The following is a 25,616-nucleotide window of genomic DNA, read 5'->3' as shown; positions in this document are numbered from 1 at the left end:
GGCGCCATGCACACGCACGTCTATCATGCGCGCTGGTCGCCACAGGGAATGTCTCATGCTGCGCTATGCGTTCGCGCTGCGTCGCCATCCGTCCGCGCTGTTGCTCGCGGTGCAACTGCTGGGCGTGCTGCTGTATCCCTGGATGGAGGACACCGCGGCCGGGCGCGCGCTGTTCGGCGCCTTCGGCATCGTGGTGCTGGCGCTGGCGTTGTGGGTGGTCAACCGCGGACCCTCGGCGCTGTGGATCGCCTGTTGCCTGGCGCTGCCGTCGGTGGCGCTGTCGATCGCCGCGGCCCTGCTCGGCAATCCGGCGATGACCGCCTGGGCGCAGTTGCTGGAAAGCCTGCTGTACTTCTATACCGCCGGCAGCCTGATCGCCTACATGCTGCAGGACCACGTGGTCACTCGCGACGAGCTCTATGCGGCCGGCGCCACCTTCACGCTGCTGGCCTGGGCCTTCGCGTTCGTCTTCGCGGTGTGCCAGCAATGGCTGCCGGGCAGCTTCACCGCGGCCGTGGACGCGGCCTCGCCGCGGACCTGGATGGAATTGCTGTATCTGAGCTTCAGCGTGCTCTCGGGCGTGGGCCTGAGCGATGTCGTGCCGGTGCAGCCGTTCGCCCGCGCGCTGGTGATGATCGAACAGTTCGCCGGCGTGATGTACATCGCCTTGGTGGTGTCGCGACTGATTGGGCTCAGCGTCACACGCTACATGAAGACGTGAACGTGGCGTAAAAAAAGCGCGCCCAGGGGCGCGCAGTCATGGAGCGATTATGTGAATTTCGTCGGCGGAGAGAGAGCCTGAATGCGTCGTCGCGGCTAGCGGCGGCGATGACTAGAGTAGAATCCAGTGACATGCAGTGCTTGGCGGCATCCGCTGCCTCGCTTTGCCGAGTTTGCTCGTTGGCTCTCGCTGCGAGCCGTACGTGGCTGCGTCGCCGCCGCATCTGCGACACTTCCGTCACGGCGTTTTCTTCGTTGTCCAACACCATGTCTTCTTCATCGTCCGCCACATCGACGCTTCCGCAACGGATGCAGGTCGGCGATTGTCTGGTGCTGCTGTCCTTGCGGGAAGTGCATGCGCCGCGCGCGCGCCGGCCGCAACGGCTCACGCCCAAGGCGATGGGTGTGCTGCGGGTGTTGCTGGCGCAGCCGGGTCAAGTGGTGGAGCGCGAGGCGCTGTTGGCGCAGGTCTGGCCGGACACGCAGCCGACCAACGATGTGGTGACGCAGGCCATCACCCAGTTGCGCAAGGCGTTCGCGGCCGGCGCGCGCGGCGAGGCGCCGGTGTACATCGAGACCCTGGCCAAGACCGGCTACCGCCTGGTGGCACCGGTGCAGGCCTTGCCGGATGTCGAGGCCGAGGCGGGCGCGGCGGCGGCTCCATCGCTGGACACGGACGTCGCCGCGGAGACGGCTGCGGCGCGTGTTCCGGCCATCGCCCCTGCGGCGCGGCGGCGCGCGCCGTCATGGCTCGCCGCCGCCGCCGGTGCGGCGTCGATGCTGGTGCTGGCGCTGGCCTGCTGGTGGTGGTTCGCGCGCCCCGAGGCCGTGCCCGCCGACAGTGCCGAGCAGGAACGCGTGCTGGGCAGCCCCAAGCGGCCGTACCGGCTGATCACCGCCATGTCCGGGTTCAAGCTGGAGCCGGCGCTGTCTCCGGATGGCGCGCAGGTGGCCTATGCCGCACGCGCCACCGGCAGCGATGGCACCCAGCTGCTCATCCAGCCGACCAGCGGCGCTGCCGGCAGTACGCCCCCGCGCTCGCTGGGCGTCCCGGCCCGCGGCGCCTCCGACCGCCTGCCCGCCTGGTCGCCCGACGGCACGCACATCGCCTTCGCCCGACTCGGTGCCGACCGCCAGTGCCGGGTGATGCTGGTGCAGACCGACGGGCGCACGCCCGCGCGCGAGGTCGCGCGCTGCGACGACAGCGAATTGCTCAGCTTCGACTGGACGCCGGATGGCCGCGGCCTGGTGTTCGGCAGCATGAACGGGCGTCAGCCGGCGCGCGGCATCCGCGTGCTGGATCTGGGCAGCGGGCGCTGGACGGCGCTGGATTATCCGGTCGCCGCCGGCGATTTCGATTACGCGCCGCGTTACTCGCCGGACGGCAAATGGATCGCCTTCGTGCGCAATCCGCAGATGGGCGGGCTGTGGCGGATGCCGGCGGCCGGCGGCACCGCCGAGCCGTTGACCCATGAATTTGCCGAAATCCGCGGCTGGGACTGGGCGCGCGACGGGCAGGGCATCGTGTTCGGGCGCCGCGTCGATGGCGAGACCCGGCTATACCGGCTGGACACCCAGACCCGGCGCCTGCGCGACCTGGGGTTGAGCGATGCGCAGGCGCCGCGGCTGGCGCGCGACGGCGGCAGCCTGGCGTTCGTGCACCGGCGTCCGCAGTTCGCCGTGTACCGCATCCGGGCGGGAGCGGCGGATGTGCCGCGCGAGCGCCAGCGGCTGTTCGCGTCCACCGGCCGCGACGGCCAGCCGAGCATCGCGCCCGACGGGCGCCAACTCGCCTTCACCTCCGATCGCGACGGCAGCTACGCGCTGTGGTGGGGCGATGTGCGCCAGCCGACCTCGTTGCGGCTGATCGAGGGCGTGCGGCCGGAGACCCGGCAGCCCTTGGCGTGGTCGGCCGACAGCCAGGCGCTGCTGGTCAGCGGCCGCGATGCGCAGGGGCATTCGGCGATCTATGAGGTCCGGCCGCAATCCGGCAGTGTGGCGGCCTTGCCGGTGCCGGCCGGCGAGCCGCTGCAGGCGTTGTACACCGCCGAACCCGGTCAACTGCTGGTCCTGCTGGGCGAGAACGGCCGCACCCGCCTGCAGTTGTACGACCGGCGCGCGGTGCCCTGGCGGCCCTTGGCGACCTTGCCGGATGTTTCCCAGGTCCGCGCTGATCCTGCCACTGGGGAGATCCTGTTCACCCGGCTCGCGCGCAGCGGCCTGTGGCGCGTCGATGCCAGCCTGGACCTGGCCAGCGTGCGTGTCGTGGACGACGGCCTGCCGTCGCTGTGGCGCTACCGCAGTTGGGCGCTGGGCCCCGAGGGTGCGGTGCATTACCTGTTCCAGACCGGCGAATGCGCCAGCCGCATGGCGCGGATCGACGGTGGCCTCGCTGCAAGCGTGTGCCTGGACCGCGACCACTTCAGTGCGGTCAACGGCTTCAGCATCGATCCGCGCAGTGGCGACGCCTATGTGGCACTGGCGGTCGAGGATGGCAGCGAGATCGGCTTCATGCGCGTGCACGAGCAGCCGGAATGGTTCTCGACCATCTCGCACAACTGGCTGATCCGGAAGGAAAAATAGGCTTCGTAAGTTGTTCGTAAGGGCGACGTGGCGATTTCGGACAACTATCGCCAAGACGTCCTGACCTGCGGCCACATTCGGCAAAGACTGCGCACCGGTTTACGTCAAGCAGGTGCTCGGATGCGGCAATCTTTCCTGGTCGATCATGGACAACAACTGGTGCTGGACGCCGACGACGCGCCGGCGGGTCCGGCCTGCCTGGGCGCGGCGCGCCTGGCCAGCGTGCAGGCCTCGGCGAATGCCTTCACGGTCTGGCTGCAGTTGCGTGGCAGCGCCTGGATCGAGGCCAAGGAGGGGCGTTTCGCCCTGCGCCGCGGCCAGTGGCTGGCCTTCGAACGCGACTCGCGGCCGATGCTGCAGACCGACCGCGACGGCCTGTGCATCGGTCTGAGCCTGGATGGCGAGGCGCTGAAGGCCTTGGGCCGGATGGCCGACGAGACCTTGTATGCGGGGCGCGGCGAGTTGTCGCTGCGCGAGACGCGGACCGCCTTGCGCCTGTGGCGACAGGCGGCGGCGCGGCCCGGCGATGCGTTGGCGATGCGGCCGGTGCTGCTGCATCTGGCCTCCATGCAGGGCGAGTTGTCGCGCCGCGTGCAGCGTTGTCCCGGGCGCTCGCGGATGCGCAAGCGCCAGGTGTTCGGGCGCATGCAGCGTGCGCGGCTGTATCTGGACGGCCATCGCGACCGCGTGGTGCGGATCAGCGAACTGGCCGAGCTGACCAACTTCTCCGGCTGGTACCTGTCTAAGACGTTCCAGAGCCTGTACGAGGAAAGCCCGCAGGCGTTGTCGGCGCGCCTGCGCCTGGAGCGCGCGGCGGACCTGTTGCGCGACACCACGATGATGATCGGCGAGGTGGCCGCCGCCAGCGGATTCGACAACTGCTGCAGCTTCGCGCGGGCGTTCCGCGCACGCTTCGGTGTCTCCGCCTCGCAATATCGCCATGGCAGCGCCGTGCCGCCAGAATCGGCAAAGTCTGCAGGCGACAGCGGCAAAGCAGCCGCGCTCACCGGAACGTAACGTGCCGAGGGCGTCTTAACACGCCCCTAACGTTACCCTGGAGAGATTGATGAACCTTCGCACTCCCGCAGTGCGGCTGGGCTTGCTGCCCGCCAGCATCGCGATCGCGTTGACGCCGGCGATTGCCGGCGCGCAAGAAGCCGCCGCCTCGTCCACCACCACGCTGGACCGGATCGAAATCACCGGTTCGCGCATCCGCAGCGCCGACGTCGAAACCCAGCAGCCGATCCTGACCCTGGACCGCCAGGCGCTGGAGCGCCAGGGCTACACCTCGGTCGCCGACGTGCTGCAGAACCTGACCTCGGCCGGCTCGCCGGCGATCTCGCGCGCCGACGCGCTGGCGTCCGGCGAAAACGTCGGCGGTTACTACGTCGACCTGCGCAACCTCGGTGCCGAGCGTACCCTGGTGCTGTTGAACGGCAAGCGCCTGGGCGCGACCACCTCCGGCCTGCAGGACCTGAGCCAGGTGCCGATGGCGGCGATCGAGCGCATCGAAGTGCTGAAGGACGGCGCCTCGTCGATCTACGGCTCCGACGCCATTGCCGGCGTGGTCAACGTCATCACCCGCAAGCGCTTCGACGGCGCCGAAGTCTCGGCCGAGTTCGGCCAGTTCGGCGAAGGCGACGGCAAGACCTCGCAGTACTCCTTCACCATCGGCACCCAGGGCGAGCGCGGTGGCGTGGCGCTGACCGCCGAGTATTCCAAGCAGGATCCGGTGTTCGCCAAGAACCGTTGGTTCAGCCGCGACGGCAGCCGTGGCCCGAACTCGACGCCGAGCGGCTGGAGTCCGATCAGCCAGAACGGCAGCTGGTGCAACCCGCTGACCGTGGATTGCTCGGATCCGGAAGTCGCTGTGTGGCAGACGCTGAACCAGGGCGGCAACCCGAACAATCCGGCCGACTACCACCCGCTGACGGCGGCCGAGCGCGCCAACTCCAACCAGCAGATGATGGTGCAGACCGGCATCGAGCGTAAGTCGGTGTTCGCCAACGCCAACTACGACCTGACCGACTCCATCGTCTTCAACGCCGACGTGCTCTACAACGAGCGCACCACCGATCAGCAGATCGCCGGCTATCCGTACCAGTCCGCCGCGTTCGGCACCCCGCTGGCCGGCGACAGCGCGTTCAACCCGATCGGCCAGGACATCGACTTCCGCCGCCGCCTCTGGGAAGTGCCGCGTACCACCGAGAGCAAGCTGAAGACCACGCGCTTCGCGCCGACCATCAGCGGCTCCTTCGAGTTCGCCGACAAGAGCTGGGACTGGGACGTCGGTGCGCTGTGGAACCGCAACGAGAGCACCAAGACCGGTCACGGCGACATGAGCCTGATCGCGGCGCGCCAGGCGCTGGGTTCGTCCTTCATCAACGCCAATGGCGTCGCCCAGTGCGGTACCGCCGCCGCGCCGGTGTCGCTGAGCGCCTGCCGCCCGTGGAACCCGCTGCTGCCGTACGGCGTGGCTGGCCCGGGTTCGCTGGCCGATGCGGACACCCAGGCGTTCCTGTTCCCGTACTTCACCGATACCGGCCTGACCAAGACCACCAGCTACACCGCCAACCTGAGCGGTACCCTGGCGACGTTGCCGGCAGGCGACCTCGGCATCGCGGTCGGCTACGAGCACCGCAAGGAAGAAGGCCGCTTCTCGCCGGACGCCTTCGCGCAGTCGGGTGAGAGCACCGGCCTGGGCGCCAAGACCACCTCCGGCAACTACGATCTGGACGAGTTCTACCTCGAGTTGAACGTGCCGATCCTGGCCGACATGGCGTTCGCCAAGCAGCTGACCCTGAACCTGGCCAGCCGCTACTCCGACTACAGCAACTTCGGCGACACGGTGAACTCCAAGTTCGGCTTCACCTGGAAGCCGATCGACGAGTTGCTGGTCCGTGGCACCTACGCCGAGGGCTTCCGCGCCCCGACGATCAGCGATCTGTACGGCGGCCTGAACAGCAGCTTCGAGTCGTACATCGATCCGTGCGGCGTGGGTGCGCCGAACAGCGTCAACGGCAATGCGGCGTGCAGCGCGGCCGGCGTGCCGGTCGGCTACACCCAGCTGGGCCAGGGCTACGTGCCGTGTTCGACCCTTCCTTGCCAGACCCCGGACGAGTTCATCAGCGGCTCCAACCCGAACCTGCGTCCGGAGACCTCCACCAGCAAGACCGCCGGTCTGGTGTGGAGCCCGCGCTGGGTGCAGGGCCTGGACATCTCGCTGGATTGGTACCGCTACGAGATCAAGGACATGATCATCGCCGATAGCGTCGACCGCATCCTGCGCGACTGCTACGTGCTGGGCAATGCCGAGCGCTGCGCCGGCGTGACCCGCGCCGCCGACGGCCACATCTCGGCGATGACCTACGGTGTGGCCAACCTCGGCCAGATGGAGACCGAAGGCTACGATCTGGGCATCCGCTACCGTCTGCCGGAAATGGCGTTCGGCAAGATCATGATCGACTGGCAGACCAGCTACGTCAGCAAGTACGACGAAGCCGGCCAGAACGCCGCGGGCGACAACATCACCATCGGCAGTGTCGGTACTCCGGGCATCTTCCGCTTGCGTTCCAACCTGGGCGTGAACTGGACGATGGGCGACTTCGGTGTGAACTACACCCTGCGCTACTACTCTGGCATGAAGGAAAAGTGCATCTCGCGCGCCGCTGACTACTGCGATGCGCCGGACCACTTCGCCAATGGCGAAGCCGATCCGCTGCGTCACACCGGTTCCAACACCTTCCACGACCTGCAGGTCAACTGGAAGGCGCCGTGGGACGCGACGATCGCCATCGGTGCGAACAATGTGTTCGACCACCGCGGTCCGCTGATGTACTCGGCCCCGGACAGCAGCTTCGCCTACTACGGCGGCTTCGACATCGGTCGCTACGTGTACATGAAGTACACCCAGCGCTTCTGATTTGATTGAACTAGCGCATGGCGGGCCAAGGCTCGCCATGCTTTTTTCTTAAAAAAGGATTTTATCGTGATTAGACATTTTCTGATTGGCGTGGTTGCTGTTGGTGCTGGAACGTTCTACGGTCCTTCGGCCGAAGCTGCTGCGATTCGATGTGAAAGCTGTCAGGATGATGGGGATTTTCGCGCAGAAGCCGTAAATCGCGGCGCGGGTACGCACATTGTGTACAGCGTGAGTGGAAACAAGATCCAGCAGTGGTACGTGGGATCTGGTGGCGGCGGTGGTGGAGTTCCGCTCCGCACGACAACTGCGGCGAATCCGGTCGTTCGTAAACAGACGCCGCCGCCGGGTGCTTCCGAGGAAGTGAGACGTGCTCACGAACTTTATGTTAGCGGTGGTGGAACAATACGCCCTACTTACAATGTTCCGGTCAGCATGCTTGGACTTAACCCCGATGCTGCTAGCAAGACCGCATACGAATTCGTTCGGGACGCTAATTTGAGGGCGATGATCGAATCGGCGACCGGTAATGTAAATGTTATATCTTCAGTCGTTGGCGCCAATGTCCTTACGGCAATGACTGACTTGTTGCAGTTGGCATCCAACTACACCGGGCTGCGTGATCAGGCACGGATAATGTACAAGGTGGTTTTCAAGGATGGGTCTTATGTGACAATCATTGTCAATCTTGAAAATCAGAATGGAAATACGGAGCCCGGTAGTGCGCGTACCGGCGCTGGGCAGCTTATTCCCAGTGATATCCAGGAGGTTCAGGGGGATTGGACGGATTATGGTGGTGAAAATTTGAACCGCATGGCCGAGCACATGCAAAGTTTAGGCGCCACAATCAAAGTCGTCGGCTCCCAAGGTGGCTCGGTTCGCGCCATCAGTTGCAGCGGATCCGGCGTGCAGCAAGTTTGCCTCGTTCAGTATAGAACGCAGTAAGTCTTATCCCCTGTTAAAAAAGACGGGCCTTGTGGCCGTTTTTTTGCGTTTATTTTCCGCGGAGATCAAATTTTTCGTGCATAGGATGATGATTCCTACGCCGAGGTCAGTCCCATCAGGTTCTCGGCATGCTCGCGCCAGCTCGGCAGCTTGTTGAGCATGCCGGTCTTGGAGAGGTACTCCTCGTCGACCTCCGAGCCGCTGGCCATCGCCATCGCCACGTGCACCGCGCCGGTGACCCAGAAGCTGCGGGTACTGGAACGCTGTGGCTGGCGATGGAAGGCCACCGCCTCGATGATCGGCATCGGCAGGCCCCACAGGCCCAGCAGGTAGGCACCGGCTTCGGCGTGGCCCGGCCGGGTGTCGTTGGCATCGGTGGGCGGCTCGCGCTCGTCGCGCACGCCCGGCAGCAGTAGGCCGATGTCGGCCAGCAGCGCCGCGGTCGAACCCAGTTCCACGCTGGAGGCCGGCAGCATCTTCGCGGCCAGCTTGGACGCCAGCAGCGAGCGCTGCTGCAGCGCGTTGCGCTCGGCGTTGGACAGCGCCTGCACCGAGAACACTTCGCTGGCCAGGACCAGGTCGCGCAGTGTGGCGGTGCCGAGCCGGGTCACGGCGGTACGCAGGTCGGAAATGGTGCGGCCGTTGGAGAAGAACGCCGAGTTGCACAGCTGCAGCACCTTGGCCGCGATCGCCGGGTCGGCCGAGACCAGCTTGGCCAGGTCGGCGGCGTTGCTGCCCTCGTCCTGCTCCAGCGCATGCATCAGGCTCAGGTACAGATGCGGCGGCGAAGGCAGCTTCTCGATGCGGCCGATGCTGGAACGCAGGCGCGGGTTGCCCAGCAGTTCCTGCAGTTCCTCCAGGCTGGTGACCGCCTCCAGCAGCATTTCCGGGGACAGCGGCAGCGGCAGGAACCGGTGGGCCACGCCGATGATCCGCGCCGGCGGCGCGCGATTGCTCTGTTCGGCCTCGATCAGCGCGATGCGGATGGTTTCCGGGCTCAGCGTGCGGATCTGGCCGAGCAGGGTGGCGGTGGTCAGGTCCGGCAGCGTCGGCGCGGCGATCACCGCATCCAGGCGCACCGTGGCCGCCGCGGCGATCGCGGCATTGCCGTCGGCAACGCTCTGGACCTGCCAGTCGTCGCCAAGATCGCGAATGTATTCAGTGACTTCGGACGGAAGGCTGGCTTCGTCGCCGACGAACAGGATGCGCAAGAGTCTGTCCCCCAAGAAGAGCCGGATCGCGGACGGACCGGGCTCGGTGATGCCATGGCGCAATGTACCGCAAACCCCGAAGGGCGGCGCCCCGGCAACGGCAAAACGTGAAACGGATCAGCCACGGCGGGGCGGCGGCGCCCCGCCGTGGCGGCGGCTCAGGCGCCGGCTTCGAAGCGGGTCACGGACTCGCGCAGGATGCGCTTGGCTTCCTCGGCGTTGCCCCAGCCGTCGAGCTTGACCCACTTGCCCTTCTCCAGGTCCTTGTAGTGCTCGAAGAAGTGGCCGATGCGCTCCATCCAGTGGCCGGACACCTGGGTGATGTCCTCGATATGCGCATAGCCCTGGAACACCTTGGCCACCGGCACCGCCAGGATCTTCTCGTCGCTGCCGGCCTCGTCGCTCATCTTCAGCACGCCGACCGGGCGGCAGCGCACCACGCAGCCGGGCACCAGCGGCAGCGGCAGCACCACCAGCACGTCGGCCGGGTCGCCGTCGCCGCACAGGGTGTTGGGCACGTAGCCGTAGTTGCACGGGTAGCGCATGGGGGTGGAGAGGATGCGGTCGACGAAGATGGCGCCGCTGGCCTTGTCCACTTCGTACTTGACCGGCTCGGAATCCTTCGGGATTTCGATGACGACGTTGATTTCTTCCGGCAGGTTCTTGCCGGAGGTGACCAGTTCCAGACCCATGCGCTAGCTCCAGTGGAGTGGCTTCTAAAGAGGCAGGCATTCTAGTCGGTTGGCTGTTGCAATGCAGCGCACGGCGGTTCGGAGGATTCCTACAGCGGTTTCAGACTCCATACCGGCCCGCATGGGGCGCATTCCGATGGTGCCGGAATCGGGCGGCGGCGACCCTGTGGCCACTGTCCCCACCCAAGGAGCAAGACGATGAACGGAATCCGGCAATCGATGCTGCCGCTGCTGGCGGTGCTGGTCCTGGCCTGCGGCGGTGCGCAGGCGCAGCAGGCGCAACCGGCCTACGTGGATGCGATGGACTATCCCGCCCCGGGCGAGGGCTGGGAGGCGTTCGCCGACCTGGAGCAACGGTTGGCGCACGACTTCGACCAGCTCTGCGGCGACACCTTCTGCGAAGGCGACTACAGCGACTACCGGCCGCTGCGCTATCGCTGCTCGGTGCGCCAGCGCGACGGGGTGATCGGGGAGTGCATCTGGAGCTTCGGCGCCAGCGAGGCCAGTATCGATGCGGACACCGGCCGGGTCGTGGTCGATGCGCGGCTATGGCACTGCCGGACCCCGCTTCAGCCGCAGACCCGGCTGCACGCGCTGTATGCGGCGCTGTCGGGCGAGCGGCCGCTGTTCGCGCCGCTGCCGCACAGCGAGCACAGCATCAACGACGGCCTGATCGACTGCCTGTAGCGGCAAAGGACGCGCAGCAGGCGCCGGCATGTCGCCGATGCCCGCTGCGCGTGTGGCTACAGCAGCGGCACCAGCAGCAACGCCACGATGTTGATGATCTTGATCAGCGGATTGATCGCCGGGCCGGCGGTGTCCTTGTACGGGTCGCCGACGGTGTCGCCGGTCACCGCGGCCTTGTGCGCCTCGCTGCCCTTGCCGCCGAAATGGCCGTCCTCGATGTACTTCTTGGCGTTGTCCCAGGCGCCGCCGCCGGTGGTCATGGAGATGGCCACGAACAGCCCGGTGACGATGGTGCCGATCAGCAGGCCGCCGAGCGCGCGCGGGCCCAGCAACAGGCCGACCACGATCGGCACCGCCACCGGCAGCAACGAGGGCACGATCATTTCGCGGATCGCCGAGCGGGTCAGCATGTCCACCGCGCGGTCGTACTGCGGCTTGCCGGTGCCCTGCATGATGCCGGCGATCTCGCGGAACTGCCGCCGCACTTCCTCCACCACCGCGCCGGCGGCACGGCCGACCGCTTCCATCGCCATCGCGCCGAACAGGTAGGGGATCAGGCCGCCGATCAGCAGGCCGATGATCACCGTATGGTCCGATAGATCGAAGGCGAAGGTTTCGGTGGGGTGCGCGGCGCGCAGGTTGTGGGTGTAGTCGGCGAACAGCACCAGCGCCGCCAGCGCCGCCGAGCCGATCGCATAACCCTTGGTCACGGCCTTGGTGGTGTTGCCGACCGCGTCCAGCGGGTCGGTGACCGCACGCACCTCCGGCGGAAGTTCCGCCATTTCGGCGATGCCGCCGGCGTTGTCGGTGATCGGGCCGTACGCGTCCAGCGCCACGATCATGCCGGCCATCGACAGCATCGCGGTGGCGGCGATGGCGATGCCGTACAGGCCCGACAGCGCGAACGCGCCCCAGATCGCGGCGCACACCGCGATCACCGGCAGCGCAGTGGACTTCATCGAGATGCCGAGCCCGGCGATGATGTTGGTGCCATGGCCGGTGGTCGAGGCCTGCGCCACGTGCTGCACCGGCTTGTACTGGGTGCCGGTGTAGTACTCGGTGATCCACACGATCAGCCCGGTCAGCGCCAGGCCGATCAGCCCGCAGCCGTAGAGCTTGCCGGCACCGGCGGCGGTGTCGCCCATCAGTTGCTGGGTCACCGGCCAGAACGCCAGCGCCGCCAGCACCGCCGAGACCACCACGCCCTTGTACAGCGCGCCCATGATCGAACCGCCCGGGCGCACGCGCACGAAGAAGGTGCCGACGATCGAGGCGACGATCGACACTCCGCCCAGCACCAGCGGATACAGCACCGCGTTGCGCCCGGCCTCGGCGGCCATCAGCCCGCCCAGCAGCATCGTCGCGATCACCGTGACCGCGTAGGTCTCGAACAGGTCGGCGGCCATGCCGGCGCAGTCGCCGACGTTGTCGCCGACGTTGTCGGCGATCACCGCCGGGTTGCGCGGATCGTCCTCGGGAATGCCGGCCTCGACCTTGCCGACCAGGTCCGCGCCGACGTCGGCGCCCTTGGTGAAGATGCCACCGCCCAGGCGCGCGAAGATCGAGATCAGCGAACTGCCGAAGGCCAGGCCGACCAGCGCATGCAGGCTGTCGCCGACGCTGTGTCCCAGCCATTGCAGCAGGCCGTAGTAGCCGGCTACGCCGATCAGGCCCAGCCCGACCACCAGCATCCCGGTGATCGCGCCGCCGCGGAACGCGACCGCCATCGCCGGCGCCAGCCCGCGCCGCGCCGCTTCGGCGGTACGCACGTTGGCGCGCACCGACAGGTTCATGCCGATGTAGCCGGCGACCCCGGACAGCACCGCGCCGATCGCGAAGCCGCCGGCGGTGTACCAGCTCAGGAACACCCCGACCAGCACCAGCAGGACCGCGCCGGCGATGGCGATGGTCAGGTACTGGCGGTTGAGGTAGGCGCGGGCGCCTTCCTGGATCGCATCGGCGATCTGCCGCATGCGTTCGTTGCCGGCGGGCTGCGCCAGGATCCAGCGCGTGGAGACGATGCCGTAGAGCACCGCCAGAGCCGCGCACGCCAGTGCCACGGTGACCGCATATCGTTCCAGCATGACCCCTCCCAAGGATGTGGATGGCGCCCAAGCGCTGGACATACCGGGGGATCACACCGTAGGAGCTGAAGCATGCAACGACTCCGCGGCCACAACGCGCGCCGCTGGTGCGTATCGCAATGTCATCTGGCCTGAACGTGGGCGAGTATGCGCCTGCCTCCGTGATGCCGCCAGCGACCAGGCAGGGCGTCTCACTTTTGGCGTGCGGTTCAGTCTGTGCGTGGCAGCGTGGCGCATCGCTTCCCAGGAGCCCTCCGATGCAATCGACGATTTCCCCAAGGCTGCGCGCACGCGCCTCGATCCTGGCCCTCGGCCTGTGTGCGCTGGCGCCGCTGGCCGCTGCAGCCGCCGACCCGACCCCGGAACTGCAGCGCCCGGCCAGCGCGCCGCAGGCGGTGGGCGTGGTGCATACCATCCGCCAGATCCCCGAGGCCTGCGTGCGCTTCGAGGGCGAGTACACCGGCGATGCGGCGCAGCCCTACCGCTTCTCCGCGGTGCGCAGCAGCCCGACCTGCCAGCCGCGCGCCAGGCTGGTCGAGTTCGACCAGGCCAGGCCCAGCGAGGCCACCGGTTGGAAGTTCAACGATCTGATCCGCGTGCCCAGCGCCGCCTGTCCGTCGCAGCAGGCGGTGGTGCGGGTGTGGCGCAAGCCGGTGGCGCTGAACACCGAGCGCGATGGTCAGGGCCAGTCGCGGATCTATCTGGAAGAGGCCAAGCAGCAGGCGGCCGCCGGCAAGGTCCCGCAGGTGCCGCAGTTCACCGCGCAGATGACGGTGGAAGGCAAGGCCTGCCGCTGAGCGGGAGGATTGTCGAGCCGCCTCGGCCGTCACGCCTGCATCGCGCAGGCAGGGCGGCTGCGATCGGCGGTACGTATGCGCGACGGTGATGTGGCTGTCGTCAGGCCGCACAGGCACGGCGCATGCGATCCCTGGATGCCTGCGTAAAGCAGGATCCAGGACAGGCTTGGCGGCTTTGCGCTTTGCGTTGCTGTCGCAGTTCTTGACCGTCGCCGATCCGTCGCATGCGGCGCGCGCGGTGCCTCAGGTCGGCAAGGTGCCGGTGTGCCGTCGCTGCCATTCGTCGGCGACGTCGCCCATGGTCTTGGCGACGCCATTCCTGATCCAGGCCATGAACGCGCGATCGAACGCGAAGCCGTCGCCGCACATGGTCACGAGGAAGCGGCGCACGTTCTGTGTGTTGCGATAGTGCTCGTCCACCGGCGTCGCACGGGTGATTGGGTCGCTGTGCCAATCGAAGCGCACGTGGCCGCACGCGCTGCTTGGGTCTTCGTGCGTGTCGCGCATCCTGGTGGCCTCGTCTTCTCTCAAGCTGCAGGCAATCCGACATCCGTGGTGGATGCGTCAGGATCCCTGCAGCGTCCTGTCGCGTCCCCCGATCGTCCGGCGCAGCGCCTGCAGAGGCTGGCGCCAACGGCGACATCCCGCGCGCGACGGCATGCGCCGATGACGTCATGCCGATCGTGCGCCCGCGCTGTCAGCCCTCCCAGGCCGGCAGCTTCTTCTTCACCGCCACGTTCTTCAGCGCCACGTACTTGGGCAGCCCATCCGTGCCGTAGGGCAGCGGCGCCTCGCCGCGGATCAGCGGCTGCAGATAGCGGCGCGCCTTCTCGGTGATGCCGAAGCCGTCCTTGCGCAGGAAACCGGCTGGCATCTTCTTCTCGTGGTTGGCGACCTTGTGCAGTGGTGCCGCCTCGATCTTCCAGCGGTACGGCGCATCGCTGCTGCGCACGATCGCCGGCATCACCGCGTTCATGCCCTTCAGCGCGAACTGCACCGCGGCCTTGCCGACCGCCTGCGCCTGCTCCCAGTCGGTGCGCGAGGCGAGGTGGCGGGCCGAACGCTGCAGGTAGTCGGGCAGGGTCCAGTGCACCTTGTAGCCGAGTTCGGCCTTGACCTTGCCGGCCAGGTAGGACGCCACGCCGCCGAGCTGGCTGTGTCCGAACGCATCGGTGCCGCCGCCGGCATCGGCGACGAAGCGGCCGTCGGCGGTCTGGATGCCTTCGCTGGCCACCACCACGCACCAGCCGACCTTGTCCACCACCTTGCGCACCTGCGCCAGGAAGGCGGCCTCGTCGTAGGCGCGTTCGGGGAACAGGATGATCTGCGGCGCGTCGTCCGGCGATTGCGCGGCCAGTCCGGCCGCGGCGGCCAGCCAGCCGGCATGGCGGCCCATGGCCTCGTAGACAAATACCTTGGTCGAGGTCTCCGCCATCGCCGCCACGTCCAGCGCCGCCTCGCGCACCGACACCGCGGTGTACTTGGCCGCCGAGCCGAAGCCCGGGCAGGTGTCGGTGACAGCCAGGTCGTTGTCGATGGTCTTGGGCACGCCGATGCAGTGCAGCGGGTAGCCGAACGCCTGCGCCAGCTGCGACACCTTCCACGCGGTGTCGGCCGAATCGTTGCCGCCGTTGTAGAGGAAGTAGCGCACGTCGTGCGCCTGCAGTACCTGCAGCAGGCGCTCGTACTTGGCGCGGTCGGCTTCCAGCGACTTGAGCTTGTAGCGGCACGAGCCGAACGCGCCGCCGGGCGTATGGGCCAGCGCGGCAATCGCCGCCGCCGACTCCTTGGAGGTGTCGATCAGGTCCTCGCGCAGCGCGCCGAGGATGCCGTTGCGCGCGGCCAGCACCTTGACCTTGCGCGCCCGCGCTTCGCCGATGACGGCGGCGGCGCTGGCGTTGATGACGGCGGTGACGCCGCCGGACTGGGCGTACAGCAGGGTGCCTTGGGCCATGGTCGGGGTTCGCTCCTGGGGTGGGGACATTGCCGGGACATTGCCTGGATGCGGTAAGCTGGGGCTCTAGCGGTGCAGCGCAGGCGTGGCCCCCGAGTCTAACGCCGCCGGCCGCGCACGGTACTTTCCTCGAGGAGTCAGGTTGATGCGATTGGTTCTGTTGGGACCGCCCGGATCGGGCAAGGGCACGCAGGCGGCCCGCCTGAAGGACAAGCTGCAGATCCCGCACATTTCCACCGGCGATCTGCTGCGCGCCGAAGTCGCCGCCGGCACCCCGCTGGGCGTGCAGGCCAAGGAAGTGATGGCGCGCGGCGACCTGGTCTCCGACGACATCCTGCTGGGCATGCTCGAATCGCGCCTCGGCCGCGACGACGTGCGCAATGGCTTCATCCTCGACGGCTACCCGCGCAACCTGGCCCAGGCCGGCGCGCTGGACGAACTGCTGGTCAAGCTCGGCCAGCCGCTGGACGCGGTGGTGCAGCTGGACGTGGCCAACGAACTGCTGGTCGAGCGCATCGCCGGCCGCGCCAAGGCCGAAGGCCGCGAGGACGACAATCCCGAGTCGGTGCGCAAGCGCCTGCAGGTCTACACCGATTCGACCGCGCCGGTGATCGGCTTCTACGACAAGCGCGGCACGCTGGCGCGGGTCGATGGCGTCGGCTCGCTGGACGAGGTGCTCGCCCGCATCCTGGCGGCGATCGGCCGCTGAGGCGGCACGGCACGCCGGCGCCCGCTGCGGGCGCCGGTCGTGCAGACGGCGCCGTACCGGTGGCGGTGCGCCTCCCGTCACGACGCGCCACGTCTGCCCGTACGAGCGGTTTCCGCCGCGACACGCATACCTGCTAAGGCCCGTCGCGGCTGAAGCCGCTCCTGCGGCGCTAAAGCGACGTAAGGACATGTCCTGCTGCGCTGCGCACAGCGAGTAGCCACCGTGGGCGCGCATCCCGCCTGCCAATGGAGGGCCGGGATCGGGGAAAGAAGATGCCAGCGAACGGGCTTGCTCAGAGCCCCACGACATGAGCTCCCTTGGGGATGGTCTCTTGGGGAGTAGAACCACAGGGTGTCGAGGCTGGCCCGTTCATTCTCGGCGTCGGCTCCCGACTTGCCTATCGGGGACTTTCCTCAGTGGATGTGGGGGATTCCCTACTTGACGGCGCCGCGCCACGATTGCCCCGGATCGGTCCCACGGCCTGCCTGCCACGGCCAACGGCCGCACCTGCGCCGGTTTGCGTGCGCCGGGGGATCGGCGACAATCCGGCCATGAGCAAGATCCATATTCTCGGCATCGCCGGTACGTTCATGGGCGGTGTCGCCGCGCTGGCGCGCGAACTCGGCCATGCGGTCGAGGGCAGCGACCAGGCGATCTACCCGCCGATGTCCACACAGCTGGAACACCTGGGCATCGCGCTGAAGCAGGGCTACCTGCCCGAGCACATCGCCGCGGACTGCGACCAGGTGATCGTCGGCAACGCGCTGTCGCGCGGCAACGCGGCGGTGGAGGCGGTGCTCGACGCCGGGCGCGCCTACACCTCGGGTGCGCAATGGTTGAGCGAACAGGTGCTGCCGGGGCGCGACACCCTGGCCGTGGCCGGCACCCACGGCAAGACCACCACCACCAGCATCCTGACCTGGTTGCTGCAGGCGGCGGGGCGCGAACCGGGCTTCCTGATCGGCGGGGTGGCCGAGGATTTCGGCGTGTCCGCGCGGCTGGGGTTGCCGGTCGCCGAACCCTCATCCGGCGCTGCGCGCCACCTTCTCCCGGAGGGAGAAGGACATCAGGGGCCGGCCCTGGCGGGCCGCCCGCTGTTTGTGGTCGAGGCCGACGAGTACGACACCGCGTTCTTCGACAAGCGCAGCAAGTTCGTGCACTACCGGCCGCTGGTGGCGATCCTCAACAACCTCGAATACGACCACGCCGACATCTTCCCCGACGTCGCCGCGATCCAGCGCCAGTTCCACCATCTGGTGCGGACCGTGCCGCGCCGCGGGCGGCTGATCGTCAATGGCGAGGACGCGCACCTGCGCGAGGTGCTGGCGATGGGCTGCTGGACCCCGGTGGAGCGCTTCGGCTTCGATCCCGGCTTCGACTGGAGCGCGCGTCTGATCGCCGCCGATGGCAGCCGCTTCGCGGTGCTGCACCAGGGCCGCGAACTGGGCGAGGTGGACTGGTCGCTGCTTGGCCGCCACAACGTGATGAACGCGCTGGCCGCGCTGGCCGCCGCCCATGCGGTGGGCGTGGCGCCGGCGCAGGTGATGCCGGCGCTGGCGCGCTTCCGCAGCGTCAAGCGGCGCCTGGAAGTGCTCGGCCAGGCGCAGGGCATCACCGTGTACGACGACTTCGCCCACCATCCCACCGCCATCCGCACCACGCTCGAAGGCCTGCGCGCCAAGGTCGGTGCCGCGCGCATCGTGGTGGCGATGGAGCCGCGCAGCAATTCGATGCGGCTGGGTGCGCATGCCGAAGCGCTGGCGCCGTCGCTGGAGGCCGCCGACGCGGTGCTGTTCCTGCAGCGGCCGGAGCTGGCCTGGGATGCGGGCAAGGTGATCGCCGCGGTGCGCGGCGAGGCCTGCGCGGCGCCCGACGTGGACGCCCTGCTGGCCGCGCTGCAGGCACAGGCGCGCACCGGCGACCACGTGGTGTTCATGTCCAACGGCGGCTTCGACGGCGCGCCGCGGCGCTTCCTGGCCGCGCTGCAATGAGCGCTGCCGGGCACGGCGGAGCCGAGGCGTGAGCCCGCAGCGGACCACGCTGCCGCTGTTCCCGCTGCACGCGGTGCTGCTGCCCGGCGCCTCGATCAAGCTGCGGGTGTTCGAGCGCCGCTACCTGGACCTGGTCCGCGAATGTGGGCGCAGCGACAGCGGCTTCGGCGTCTGCCTGATCCTGGACGGCAGCGAAACCGGCGCCCCGGCGGTGCCGGCGGCGTTCGGCACCGAGGCGCGCATCGTCGATTTCGATGTCGGCGCCGATGGCGTGCTGGTGCTGAGCCTGCGCGGCGCGCGGCGCTTCCACGTGCTGCGCAGCCGGGTCCGCGACAACGGCCTGGTGGTCGGCGACGTGGAATGGCGCGAGGCCGATGGCGACGACGAGCTGCGTCCGCAGCATGCGCTGTTGGCGACCGTGCTCGACAGCATTCTCGACCAGGCCGCCGCGGTGTATCCGCTGGCCGGTCCGCGCCAGCTCGACCAGGCCGCCTGGGTCGGCTGGCGCATGGCCGAACTGCTGCCGCTGGACGAGCGCCAGCGCCTGTCGCTGCTGCAGGAAGACGACCCGCACGCGCGACTGGACCAGTTGCTGGCCTGGATTCCCTGAGCGAGGCAGGCGAGGGCGGTGTCGCCGTCCTGGCCTGACGTGGAGCGCGGCGGCCGGCATCCGTGCGGCGCTGCGCCATCATCGCCACGATCGCCGCGCGTTGTTCTCGATGGGTCATGCCACAGGCGGGCCACGTGCGCGCCGCAGCCGGCATTCAGCGCGCCGCTAGCAGGCGCGGGCCACGCTTGGCAGCGATCGGCGGCCGCGCCCGGCCGCCGGCAACGGCATCCCGCCCTGGCGGCCTGACGTCCTATCCACGCACGATCGAGGACTTCGTATGAAGCGTTCCTTCCTGCTGTTGTTGCTGTCCGCCGGCGGCGGTCTGAGCCTGCCCGCCATCGCCGCCGAGACGTCCCCCGCGCCCGCGCCCGCTGCCGCAGCGGGCCAGGCCGACTGCCCGCGCGGTTCCATCGCCCTGGTCACCGGCAATGCCGATCAGGTGTCGCCCAAGACCTGCCTGGCGCCGTCGATGAAGCCGTTCGTCCTGCAGCGCGGGCAACTGTTCGCGGTCACCCTCTCCGAAAACGGGTCGACCGGCAGTGCCTGGGCCTTGCGCAGCTTGCCCGCGCCGCTGGCGCTGCTCGACATCGAGCATGCACCCGGCACGGCCTGCGCCACCGGTCGCATGGGTTGCCCCAGCACTGTTACCTACACCTTCAAGGCCACCGATCACGGCAGCGGCGCGATCGAGCTCGTCTACTCGCGGCATTGGGAGGACCGTGCCACCGACTCGCGTTCGATCCGGGTCGAGGTGAAGTAGCCGCCATCGCCCGCCGCCGGCGCCTGCAGAGCAGCGCAGCGCCGGTGTGGCACCGATCGGTTCGAGAGGGGGTGAGGGGTACCGCCGCCGCCGCTCAGGGCGACGGCGGCGCTTCGCCTTCGCTGCGTACCAGCAGCACCGGGATTTCGCTGCGGCGATGCATGTCCTTGCGCGTGGGCAGCGCGTGCAGCGCCTCGGTCACCGCATTGAGCGCCGGATCTGCGCCGCGCAGCGGCCGCCACAACCCGATCAGGTTGAAGTGGCGCTCGTAGCGCAGGCTCTGCGCGCTGCCCAGCCACAGCGGCACGTTGCCCGGCTGCAGGCGCGCCGGCGCCGGCCACAGCCGCAGCGCGTACAGCTCGTCCGGATTCGGACCGGGGCGCAGCATCAGCAGCGATTCGACCCGCGTGTCCAGCGTCGCCGGCAGCACCGGCACCTGCGCCGGCGTGGCCTTGTAGTCGAGCAACTGCAGCGCCTGCTGCCAGCCGGCCTGCGGCTGCACGCGCCAGCCGGCCGCTTCGAGCTGGCGCTGCAGCGGCGCCAGTGGCCCGGCCACCTGGATGTCCAACGGCCAGCGTTGGTCGTCGTCGAACTCGTTGCGCCGCGACGGCAGGGTGCGCCAGTCGTGCTGCCACCAGGCCGCGTCCGCCAGTTGCGTGACCTGCGGCGGCGGCGGTTCGAACTTGGCCAGCTTGCGTTCCAGCTGGCGCGGCGCGTACCACAGCGCGGCGATCGCGAAGCCGCCGTAGAACAGCCAGGCCAGCGGCTTCATCCAGAACCCGCGGTTGAAGCGGCGGCGGTAGGCGATGCCCAGCACCAGCAGCCAGAAGATGCCGAACAGCATGCCGCCGACCACGTCGCTGAGCCAGTGCGCGCCCAGGTACAGGCGGGCGAAGCCGATCAGGGTCACCACCGCGCCGGACAGCAGGTACGGCCACACCCGCGAGCGCCCGGGCAGCTCGCGCGCGATCAGTACCGCGAAGAAGCCGAAGCTGATGGTGGCCATGGTCACCGCCACCGAGGGGAAGCCGAAACCGCTGCTGGCCGCCGGCGGCCGCACCACGTGCACCGTGGTGCCGAGCAGCTTGGTCAGGGCCAGGCCGAACGCCAGTGCCGCCAGCCAGTGCGCCGCGGCCATCCAGCGTCGGCGCCAGGCCAGGTAGAGCAGGCCCAGCGCGGTCGGCGGCAGCAGCACCTGCCAGTCGCCGAGCGAGGCCAGTGCGGTCATCGGATAGTCGGCCAGTGGGTTGCGCAGGGCCAGCATCAGGTCGTGCACGGCCAGGTCCAGGCGCAGCGGCTCGCCGTGCGCCACCACCACCATCAGCAGCGCGAACCAGCCCCAGCCCAGCGCCAGCAGCATCACCGCCAGCATCGCCAGCGGCACCGATTCGCGGCGCTGCGGGTCGAACACCGCGATCGAGTAGCGGCCCAGCACCGGGTGCCGGCGCGACCAGTCCAGGCCGCGCGCCAGCAGTGCGTCCATGTGCCCGGCCGACCAGCGGTAGCCGTACAGCACGATGGCCCACACCAGGCCCAGCGCCAGCGCCAGCAGGCCCAGCACCAGGAACAGGCGCCCGGCGACCGCGGCCACCGCGTCGTAGGCCTGGCCCAGCAGCCAGCCCGGTCCCAGGAACAGCAGCGACCAGGTCACCGCGGCCACGCTGCTTGGGAGCAGATAGCGCCGCAGCGGCATCTTCATCATGCCCGCCACTGCCGGCACGAACGGACGGATGGCGCCGACATAGCGCGCCACCAGGATGCTCTTGAAGGCGTTGCGGCGGAACATCGCCTCGCCGCGGTCGAGCAACTGCGGATAGCGCTTGAACGGCCAGTAGTTGCGCAGCTGATGGCCCCAGCGATAGCCGACCCAGTAGCTGAGCGCATCGCCGATCAGCGCGCCGAGCGCGGCGCTGACCACCGCGTACGGGCCGGAGATCTGGCCCAGGCCGATCAGCACGCCGATCGCGAACAGCAGCGGCAGCGCCGGCACCAGGGTGCCGAGGATGATGACCGCATCGCAGAACGCGATGGCGAAGATGACCGCGCCGGCCAGGATGGGGTGTGCTGCGATCCACTCCAGCGTGGCATCGGTCCATGAGGCATTCATCGGGCAAGTATAGAGGGAGCACGATGACGGTCCGTTAGCGCCGGGGTGCCGTGTCGGGCGACCGGCCTTGCGCAACCGGGCCGCCCGGCAGACCTGGTCTGCCGTCGGGCGCGTCGTTGTCGCCGTCCCGTGCCGGGGATGGCAGCGCCGCCGCGCCGAAGCCGGTGCGTGACGCCGTCGCTTCGCAGGGCGGCGGCATCACGCACGCGCGGCGTGCGCTGGCGCCTGGCACGACGCCCAGGTGAGCAGCACCGGACCAGGTGCCTGCCTGGAGTGACGGGCGACCGTGCAGACCCGTCAAACCGCGTCGCACGCTCTACACTGGCCGGATGCCTGCCCCCGCTTCCCGCACCGTCCAGATCCTCAAGGCCGACAGCTTCGGCCGCATCCTGCTGCTGGGCGAGGGCGAGGCGCGCTTCGTCCGCCGCGACCTCACCGCCTCGCCGTGGTGGCTGCGGCTGCCCGCATGGTGGCTGGCGCGGCGCGAGGCGCTCGCCTTGCGGCAGCTGAACGGCATGGCGGCGACGCCGCAGCTGCGCGGCTGGGACGGCACCTTCCTGGATCGCAGTTATCTGGACGGCGCGGCGATGTACCAGCGGCCGCCGCGCGGCGACCTGGCCTATTTCCGCGCTGCGCGGCGCCTGCTGCAGCAGGTGCACCGGCGCGGGGTGGCGCACAACGACCTGGCCAAGGAGGCCAACTGGCTGGTGCTGGCCGACGGCAGCCCGGCGCTGATCGACTTCCAGCTGGCCGTGCGCGGCGCGCCGCGTTCGCGCTGGATGCGCCTGCTGGCGCGTGAAGACCTGCGCCATCTGCTCAAGCACAAGCGCATGTACTGCGCGCACGCGCTGACCCCGGTCGAGCGGCGCCTGCTCAAGCGCCATTCCTGGGTGCGCGAACTGTGGTTCGCCAGCGGCAAGCCGGTCTATCGCTTCGTCACCCGGCGCCTGCTCAAGTGGGAAGACAACGAGGGGCAGGGGCCGAAGCCCTGAGGGGCCGGGAGTGGGGAATGGAGAATGGGGAATGGAAAAAACGGAATCCGCGTGCGTCTGGTCTGACGGGCACGCGGCGAGAAGGCGCTAAGCTTTTCCCATTCCCGGTTCCCCATTCTCCATTCCCACTCCAATGACCCTGAAAGGCAAAACCCTCCTAATCACCGGCGCCTCGCGCGGCATCGGGCTGGCGATCGCGCTGCGGGCGGCGCGCGATGGCGCCAATGTGGCGATCGCAGCGAAGTCGGCGGTGCCCAATCCCAAGCTGCCCGGCACCATCCACACCGCCGCGGCGGCGGTGGAGGCGGCCGGTGGGCGCGCGCTGGCGCTGAAGTGCGACATCCGCGAGGAGGAGCAGGTGCGTGCGGCGGTGGCGGCGACGGTGGAGGCCTTCGGCGGCATCGATATCCTGGTCAACAACGCCAGCGCGATCTGGCTGCGCGGTGCGCTGGACACGCCGATGAAGCGCTTCGACCTGATGCAGCAGGTCAACGCGCGCGGCAGTTTCCTGTGCGCCCAGGCCTGCCTGCCGCACCTGCTGCGCAGCGCCAACCCGCACATCCTGACCCTGGCGCCGCCGCCGTCGCTGGACCCGAAGTGGTGGGCGCCGCATACCGGCTACACGCTGGCGAAGATGGGCATGAGCTTCGTCACCCTCGGCCTGGCCGGCGAGTTCGGCCCGCAGGGCGTTGCCGTCAATGCGCTGTGGCCGCGCACGTTGATCGCCACCGAGGCGCTGAACATGATCCCTGGCGTCGAGGCCGGCAACGGCCGCCGCCCGGAGATCATGGCCGACGCCGCGCACGCCGTGCTGACCCGGCCGGCGGCCGGTTTCTATGGCCAGTTCCTGATCGACGACGCGGTGCTGGCCGAGGCGGGCGTGCACGACCTGTCCGGCTACGCGCTGGATCCGTCGCAGCCGATGCTGCCGGATCTGTTCCTGGACTGAGACCCGGCGTGGCCGTGGTGCCGGGTGTGCCGCGGCCGCGCGTTGCGGGCGTTGCGGGCGTTGCGAGGCCATGATCGCAACGCGCCGGCTACGCGCGGCGACGCGTTGCAAAAACGCTCTGTTCCATCCGATCGCGTTCGCTGCCGCGATGACCACGCGCGGCGCGGCTATGCTGCCCGGGTCTTGATGCCACCGCCGCCCATGCCCGCTCCAGTCGCCGTCGCCCTGCCGCGTCTTCCCGAGTCCCGCCACGCCATCCACGCCGATCTCAGCGACAACGAGCGGCACATGCTCGATCGCCTGCGCCTGGCCGGCACCGCCACCCGCGCCGATCTCAGCCGCAGCACCGGGCTGACCGTGCAGTCGGCGGTGCGCCTGGTCGACGCGCTGGCCGAGCGCGGCCTGGTCGCGATCGGTGCCTCGCTGGCGCACGCGGGCCGCGGCAAGCCGGGCGCGGGCATCGCGCTCAATCCCGGCTACGGCCATACCGTCGGCTATGCGATCGCGACCGATGCGCTGTCGCTGGCATTGCTGGATTTCAGCGGGCAGATCCGCGGCACCGCCGAACATGCGCTGCGCTCGACCGAGCCGGCCGCACTGCTGGCGCAACTGCGCGAGGCCGATGCGGCGCTGACCGCGGCGGCCGGCGCCGGGCTGGGTCCGCGCCTGGGCGCGGGGGTGGCGATGACCGGCTTCTTCGTCGAGGACGGTGTGCACATGAATCCGCCCGAGCCGCTGCGCGCGCTGGGCGAGCTGTCGATCGGCGACTGGCTGGCCGAGGCGCTGGGCCTGCCGGTGTGGGTGGACAACGACGGCACGGTGGCGGCGGCGGGCGAGAGCCTGCTCGGCATCGGCCGCCAATACCGCGACTTCGCCTATCTGCACTTCAATTACGGCCTGGGCGGTGGCGTGGTGATCGACGGCACCTGCCTGCGCGGCGCGCACGGCAACGCCGGCGAATTCGCCGGCATGCTGCCGCAGCAGGGGCTGGAGCGCGGCACGCTGGAACTGTTGCGGCAACTGCTGGCCGAGGACGGCATCGCGCTGCCCGACATCCGCGCGCTGCTGGCCGCCTACGATCCGGCGTGGCCGGCGATCGAGCGCTGGATCGCGCGGGTGGCGCCGGGCCTGTCGCTGATCGTGTCGGCGATCGTGGCGATCTTCGATCCGCAGGCGGTGGTGTTCGGCGGGCGCATGCCGCGCGAGCTGGCGACGCGGCTGATTCCGCACGTGCGCATCGACAACCAGCCGCGCCGCGGCCAGGCGCGGCCGTTGCCGCGGCTGCTGCCGGCCGCCGCCACCGCCGATGCCAGCGCGGTGGGCGCGGCGGCGCTGCCGCTGAAGGCCTGCTATTTCCGCTGAACCGGTCCCGCTGCGGCGTCGCCATGCCTGCACGCCGCCGGCGCTACCCTATGCGCCCTTTCCGCGCGCCATTGCGGTACGGCGCGCGTCCCATCCCCCACCCTCGGAGTTGTCACGATGAAATACCTGCACGCCATGATCCGCGTCCACGACCTGGAGAAGACCAGCACGTTCTTCACCGAAGGTCTGGGCCTGCACGAAACCCGCCGCATCGAGAACGAAGCCGGCAAGTTCACCTTGGTGTACTTCGGCGCGCCGGAGAACCCGGAGGCCGAGGTCGAGCTGACCTACAACTGGGGCTCGGACGAGGACTACGGCAGCGCCCGCAACTTCGGCCACCTGGCCTTCGAGGTCGACGACATCTACGCCCTCTGCGCGCACCTGCAGTCGCTCGGCGTGACCATCAACCGTCCGCCGCGCGACGGGCGCATGGCCTTCGTGCGCAGCCCGGACCTGATCTCGATCGAGCTGCTGCAGAAGGGCGAGGCGCTGGCGCCGGCCGAGCCGTGGGCGTCGATGCCGAACACGGGCGTCTGGTAAGGGC

At 69.0% G+C, this 25,616-nt stretch carries 21 protein-coding genes; 15 read left to right on the top strand and 6 right to left on the bottom strand.

The genetic code is table 11. From position 1 onward, the window contains the following. The first annotated feature begins 55 nt into the window (after positions 1 to 55). From CEK66_RS02520 to CEK66_RS20520, 5 genes are all read left to right on the top strand, one after another. Positions 56 to 721 (top strand): ion channel, encoded by a 666-nt coding sequence (locus CEK66_RS02520; RefSeq protein ID WP_152235846.1) that lies wholly within the window; start codon positions 56 to 58, stop codon positions 719 to 721. Positions 722 to 987: 266 nt separating this feature from the next. Then, positions 988 to 3,303, top strand: a complete 2,316-nt coding sequence (locus CEK66_RS02515) for a winged helix-turn-helix domain-containing protein (protein ID WP_193312544.1) — start codon at positions 988 to 990, stop codon at positions 3,301 to 3,303. A 120-nt stretch (positions 3,304 to 3,423) separates the two neighbouring features. Then, positions 3,424 to 4,320, top strand: a complete 897-nt coding sequence (locus CEK66_RS02510; protein WP_017914327.1) for a helix-turn-helix transcriptional regulator — start codon at positions 3,424 to 3,426, stop codon at positions 4,318 to 4,320. A 49-nt stretch (positions 4,321 to 4,369) separates the two neighbouring features. Next, complete coding sequence (locus tag CEK66_RS02505; protein ID WP_152235844.1) at positions 4,370 to 7,225, top strand: TonB-dependent receptor; 2,856 nt, start codon at positions 4,370 to 4,372, stop codon at positions 7,223 to 7,225. A gap of 66 nt (positions 7,226 to 7,291) precedes the next feature. Beyond that, a complete protein-coding gene (locus CEK66_RS20520; RefSeq protein ID WP_226978469.1) occupies positions 7,292 to 8,167 on the top strand; it encodes a hypothetical protein in 876 nt (291 codons plus the stop codon). Positions 8,168 to 8,262: 95 nt separating this feature from the next. Here the strand turns inward: CEK66_RS20520 and CEK66_RS02495 are convergent, their stop codons facing one another. Together CEK66_RS02495 and ppa are read right to left on the bottom strand one after the other, a co-directional pair. Continuing rightward, complete coding sequence (locus CEK66_RS02495; protein ID WP_152235843.1) at positions 8,263 to 9,378, bottom strand: HDOD domain-containing protein; 1,116 nt, start codon at positions 9,376 to 9,378, stop codon at positions 8,263 to 8,265. Between the two features lie 158 nt (positions 9,379 to 9,536). Beyond that, positions 9,537 to 10,070 (bottom strand): inorganic diphosphatase, encoded by a 534-nt coding sequence (gene ppa / locus CEK66_RS02490; protein WP_017917485.1) that lies wholly within the window; start codon positions 10,068 to 10,070, stop codon positions 9,537 to 9,539. Between the two features lie 198 nt (positions 10,071 to 10,268). Between ppa and CEK66_RS02485 the strand changes: the two genes are divergently transcribed. Continuing rightward, positions 10,269 to 10,757 carry a hypothetical protein gene (locus CEK66_RS02485; RefSeq protein ID WP_152235842.1) on the top strand — a complete coding sequence of 163 codons (489 nt, stop codon included), beginning with the start codon at positions 10,269 to 10,271 and terminating at the stop codon, positions 10,755 to 10,757. Positions 10,758 to 10,813: 56 nt separating this feature from the next. Here CEK66_RS02485 and CEK66_RS02480 read toward each other — a convergent pair whose 3' ends face one another. After that, positions 10,814 to 12,841 (bottom strand): sodium-translocating pyrophosphatase, encoded by a 2,028-nt coding sequence (locus CEK66_RS02480; RefSeq protein WP_152235841.1) that lies wholly within the window; start codon positions 12,839 to 12,841, stop codon positions 10,814 to 10,816. A 257-nt stretch (positions 12,842 to 13,098) separates the two neighbouring features. Between CEK66_RS02480 and CEK66_RS02475 the strand changes: the two genes are divergently transcribed. Further along, the gene (locus tag CEK66_RS02475) at positions 13,099 to 13,638 is read left to right on the top strand and encodes a hypothetical protein (RefSeq protein ID WP_152235840.1); all 540 of its coding nucleotides are present in this window, start codon (positions 13,099 to 13,101) and stop codon (positions 13,636 to 13,638) included. A gap of 243 nt (positions 13,639 to 13,881) precedes the next feature. Here CEK66_RS02475 and CEK66_RS02470 read toward each other — a convergent pair whose 3' ends face one another. Continuing rightward, positions 13,882 to 14,145, bottom strand: a complete 264-nt coding sequence (locus CEK66_RS02470; RefSeq protein WP_152235839.1) for a DUF6434 domain-containing protein — start codon at positions 14,143 to 14,145, stop codon at positions 13,882 to 13,884. A gap of 190 nt (positions 14,146 to 14,335) precedes the next feature. Continuing rightward, positions 14,336 to 15,592: a 6-phosphofructokinase gene (locus CEK66_RS02465; RefSeq protein WP_152235838.1), complete on the bottom strand. Its 1,257-nt coding sequence runs from the start codon at positions 15,590 to 15,592 to the stop codon at positions 14,336 to 14,338. A gap of 145 nt (positions 15,593 to 15,737) precedes the next feature. Between CEK66_RS02465 and CEK66_RS02460 the strand changes: the two genes are divergently transcribed. The 4 genes from CEK66_RS02460 (at position 15,738) to CEK66_RS02445 (ending at position 19,662) form a co-directional block, all read left to right on the top strand. Continuing rightward, positions 15,738 to 16,301: an adenylate kinase gene (locus CEK66_RS02460; RefSeq protein ID WP_152235837.1), complete on the top strand. Its 564-nt coding sequence runs from the start codon at positions 15,738 to 15,740 to the stop codon at positions 16,299 to 16,301. 551 nt (positions 16,302 to 16,852) lie between these two features. Next, positions 16,853 to 18,292 carry a UDP-N-acetylmuramate:L-alanyl-gamma-D-glutamyl-meso-diaminopimelate ligase gene (gene mpl, locus CEK66_RS02455; RefSeq protein ID WP_152235836.1) on the top strand — a complete coding sequence of 480 codons (1,440 nt, stop codon included), beginning with the start codon at positions 16,853 to 16,855 and terminating at the stop codon, positions 18,290 to 18,292. A gap of 28 nt (positions 18,293 to 18,320) precedes the next feature. Continuing rightward, a complete protein-coding gene (locus CEK66_RS02450; protein WP_152235835.1) occupies positions 18,321 to 18,902 on the top strand; it encodes an LON peptidase substrate-binding domain-containing protein in 582 nt (193 codons plus the stop codon). Between the two features lie 277 nt (positions 18,903 to 19,179). Then, a complete protein-coding gene (locus tag CEK66_RS02445) occupies positions 19,180 to 19,662 on the top strand; it encodes a protease inhibitor I42 family protein (RefSeq protein WP_152235834.1) in 483 nt (160 codons plus the stop codon). A gap of 94 nt (positions 19,663 to 19,756) precedes the next feature. Here CEK66_RS02445 and CEK66_RS02440 read toward each other — a convergent pair whose 3' ends face one another. After that, a complete protein-coding gene (locus CEK66_RS02440) occupies positions 19,757 to 21,769 on the bottom strand; it encodes a bifunctional DedA family/phosphatase PAP2 family protein (protein WP_017910496.1) in 2,013 nt (670 codons plus the stop codon). 329 nt (positions 21,770 to 22,098) lie between these two features. Here CEK66_RS02440 and CEK66_RS02435 point away from each other — a divergent pair, with 329 nt between their 5' ends. The 4 genes from CEK66_RS02435 to CEK66_RS02420 all read left to right on the top strand — a co-directional run bounded on the left by CEK66_RS02435 (position 22,099) and on the right by CEK66_RS02420 (position 25,612). Then, on the top strand, positions 22,099 to 22,761 hold the full coding sequence (locus CEK66_RS02435) for a serine/threonine-protein kinase (RefSeq protein WP_017913428.1): 663 nt from the start codon (positions 22,099 to 22,101) through the stop codon (positions 22,759 to 22,761). A gap of 133 nt (positions 22,762 to 22,894) precedes the next feature. Next, on the top strand, positions 22,895 to 23,710 hold the full coding sequence (locus tag CEK66_RS02430) for an NAD(P)-dependent oxidoreductase (RefSeq protein ID WP_152181002.1): 816 nt from the start codon (positions 22,895 to 22,897) through the stop codon (positions 23,708 to 23,710). Positions 23,711 to 23,911: 201 nt separating this feature from the next. Further along, the gene (locus CEK66_RS02425; protein ID WP_193312543.1) at positions 23,912 to 25,072 is read left to right on the top strand and encodes an ROK family transcriptional regulator; all 1,161 of its coding nucleotides are present in this window, start codon (positions 23,912 to 23,914) and stop codon (positions 25,070 to 25,072) included. A 117-nt stretch (positions 25,073 to 25,189) separates the two neighbouring features. Further along, positions 25,190 to 25,612, top strand: a complete 423-nt coding sequence (locus tag CEK66_RS02420) for a VOC family protein (protein ID WP_017910492.1) — start codon at positions 25,190 to 25,192, stop codon at positions 25,610 to 25,612. Positions 25,613 to 25,616 lie beyond the last annotated feature (4 nt).

Source organism: Xanthomonas sp. LMG 12460 (genome assembly GCF_009192895.1).
Classification (GTDB): domain Bacteria; phylum Pseudomonadota; class Gammaproteobacteria; order Xanthomonadales; family Xanthomonadaceae; genus Xanthomonas_A; species Xanthomonas_A sontii.
The sequence above is the reverse complement of the archived record's forward strand: the minus strand, read 5'-3'. Positions and strand labels throughout refer to the sequence as shown.

Bases quoted from the DNA above. Each gene is read 5' to 3' on its own strand.
- CEK66_RS02520 (WP_152235846.1), top strand. From the start codon at position 56: ATGCTGCGCTATGCGTTCGCGCTGCGTCGCCATCCGTCCGCGCTGTTG.
- CEK66_RS02515 (WP_193312544.1), top strand. From the start codon at position 988: ATGTCTTCTTCATCGTCCGCCACATCGACGCTTCCGCAACGGATGCAG.
- CEK66_RS02510 (WP_017914327.1), top strand. From the start codon at position 3,424: ATGCGGCAATCTTTCCTGGTCGATCATGGACAACAACTGGTGCTGGAC.
- CEK66_RS02505 (WP_152235844.1), top strand. From the start codon at position 4,370: ATGAACCTTCGCACTCCCGCAGTGCGGCTGGGCTTGCTGCCCGCCAGC.
- ppa (WP_017917485.1), bottom strand. From the start codon at position 10,070: ATGGGTCTGGAACTGGTCACCTCCGGCAAGAACCTGCCGGAAGAAATC.
- CEK66_RS02485 (WP_152235842.1), top strand. From the start codon at position 10,269: ATGAACGGAATCCGGCAATCGATGCTGCCGCTGCTGGCGGTGCTGGTC.
- CEK66_RS02480 (WP_152235841.1), bottom strand. From the start codon at position 12,841: ATGCTGGAACGATATGCGGTCACCGTGGCACTGGCGTGCGCGGCTCTG.
- CEK66_RS02475 (WP_152235840.1), top strand. From the start codon at position 13,099: ATGCAATCGACGATTTCCCCAAGGCTGCGCGCACGCGCCTCGATCCTG.
- CEK66_RS02470 (WP_152235839.1), bottom strand. From the start codon at position 14,145: ATGCGCGACACGCACGAAGACCCAAGCAGCGCGTGCGGCCACGTGCGC.
- CEK66_RS02465 (WP_152235838.1), bottom strand. From the start codon at position 15,592: ATGGCCCAAGGCACCCTGCTGTACGCCCAGTCCGGCGGCGTCACCGCC.
- CEK66_RS02460 (WP_152235837.1), top strand. From the start codon at position 15,738: ATGCGATTGGTTCTGTTGGGACCGCCCGGATCGGGCAAGGGCACGCAG.
- mpl (WP_152235836.1), top strand. From the start codon at position 16,853: ATGAGCAAGATCCATATTCTCGGCATCGCCGGTACGTTCATGGGCGGT.
- CEK66_RS02445 (WP_152235834.1), top strand. From the start codon at position 19,180: ATGAAGCGTTCCTTCCTGCTGTTGTTGCTGTCCGCCGGCGGCGGTCTG.
- CEK66_RS02440 (WP_017910496.1), bottom strand. From the start codon at position 21,769: ATGAATGCCTCATGGACCGATGCCACGCTGGAGTGGATCGCAGCACAC.
- CEK66_RS02435 (WP_017913428.1), top strand. From the start codon at position 22,099: ATGCCTGCCCCCGCTTCCCGCACCGTCCAGATCCTCAAGGCCGACAGC.
- CEK66_RS02430 (WP_152181002.1), top strand. From the start codon at position 22,895: ATGACCCTGAAAGGCAAAACCCTCCTAATCACCGGCGCCTCGCGCGGC.
- CEK66_RS02425 (WP_193312543.1), top strand. From the start codon at position 23,912: ATGCCCGCTCCAGTCGCCGTCGCCCTGCCGCGTCTTCCCGAGTCCCGC.
- CEK66_RS02420 (WP_017910492.1), top strand. From the start codon at position 25,190: ATGAAATACCTGCACGCCATGATCCGCGTCCACGACCTGGAGAAGACC.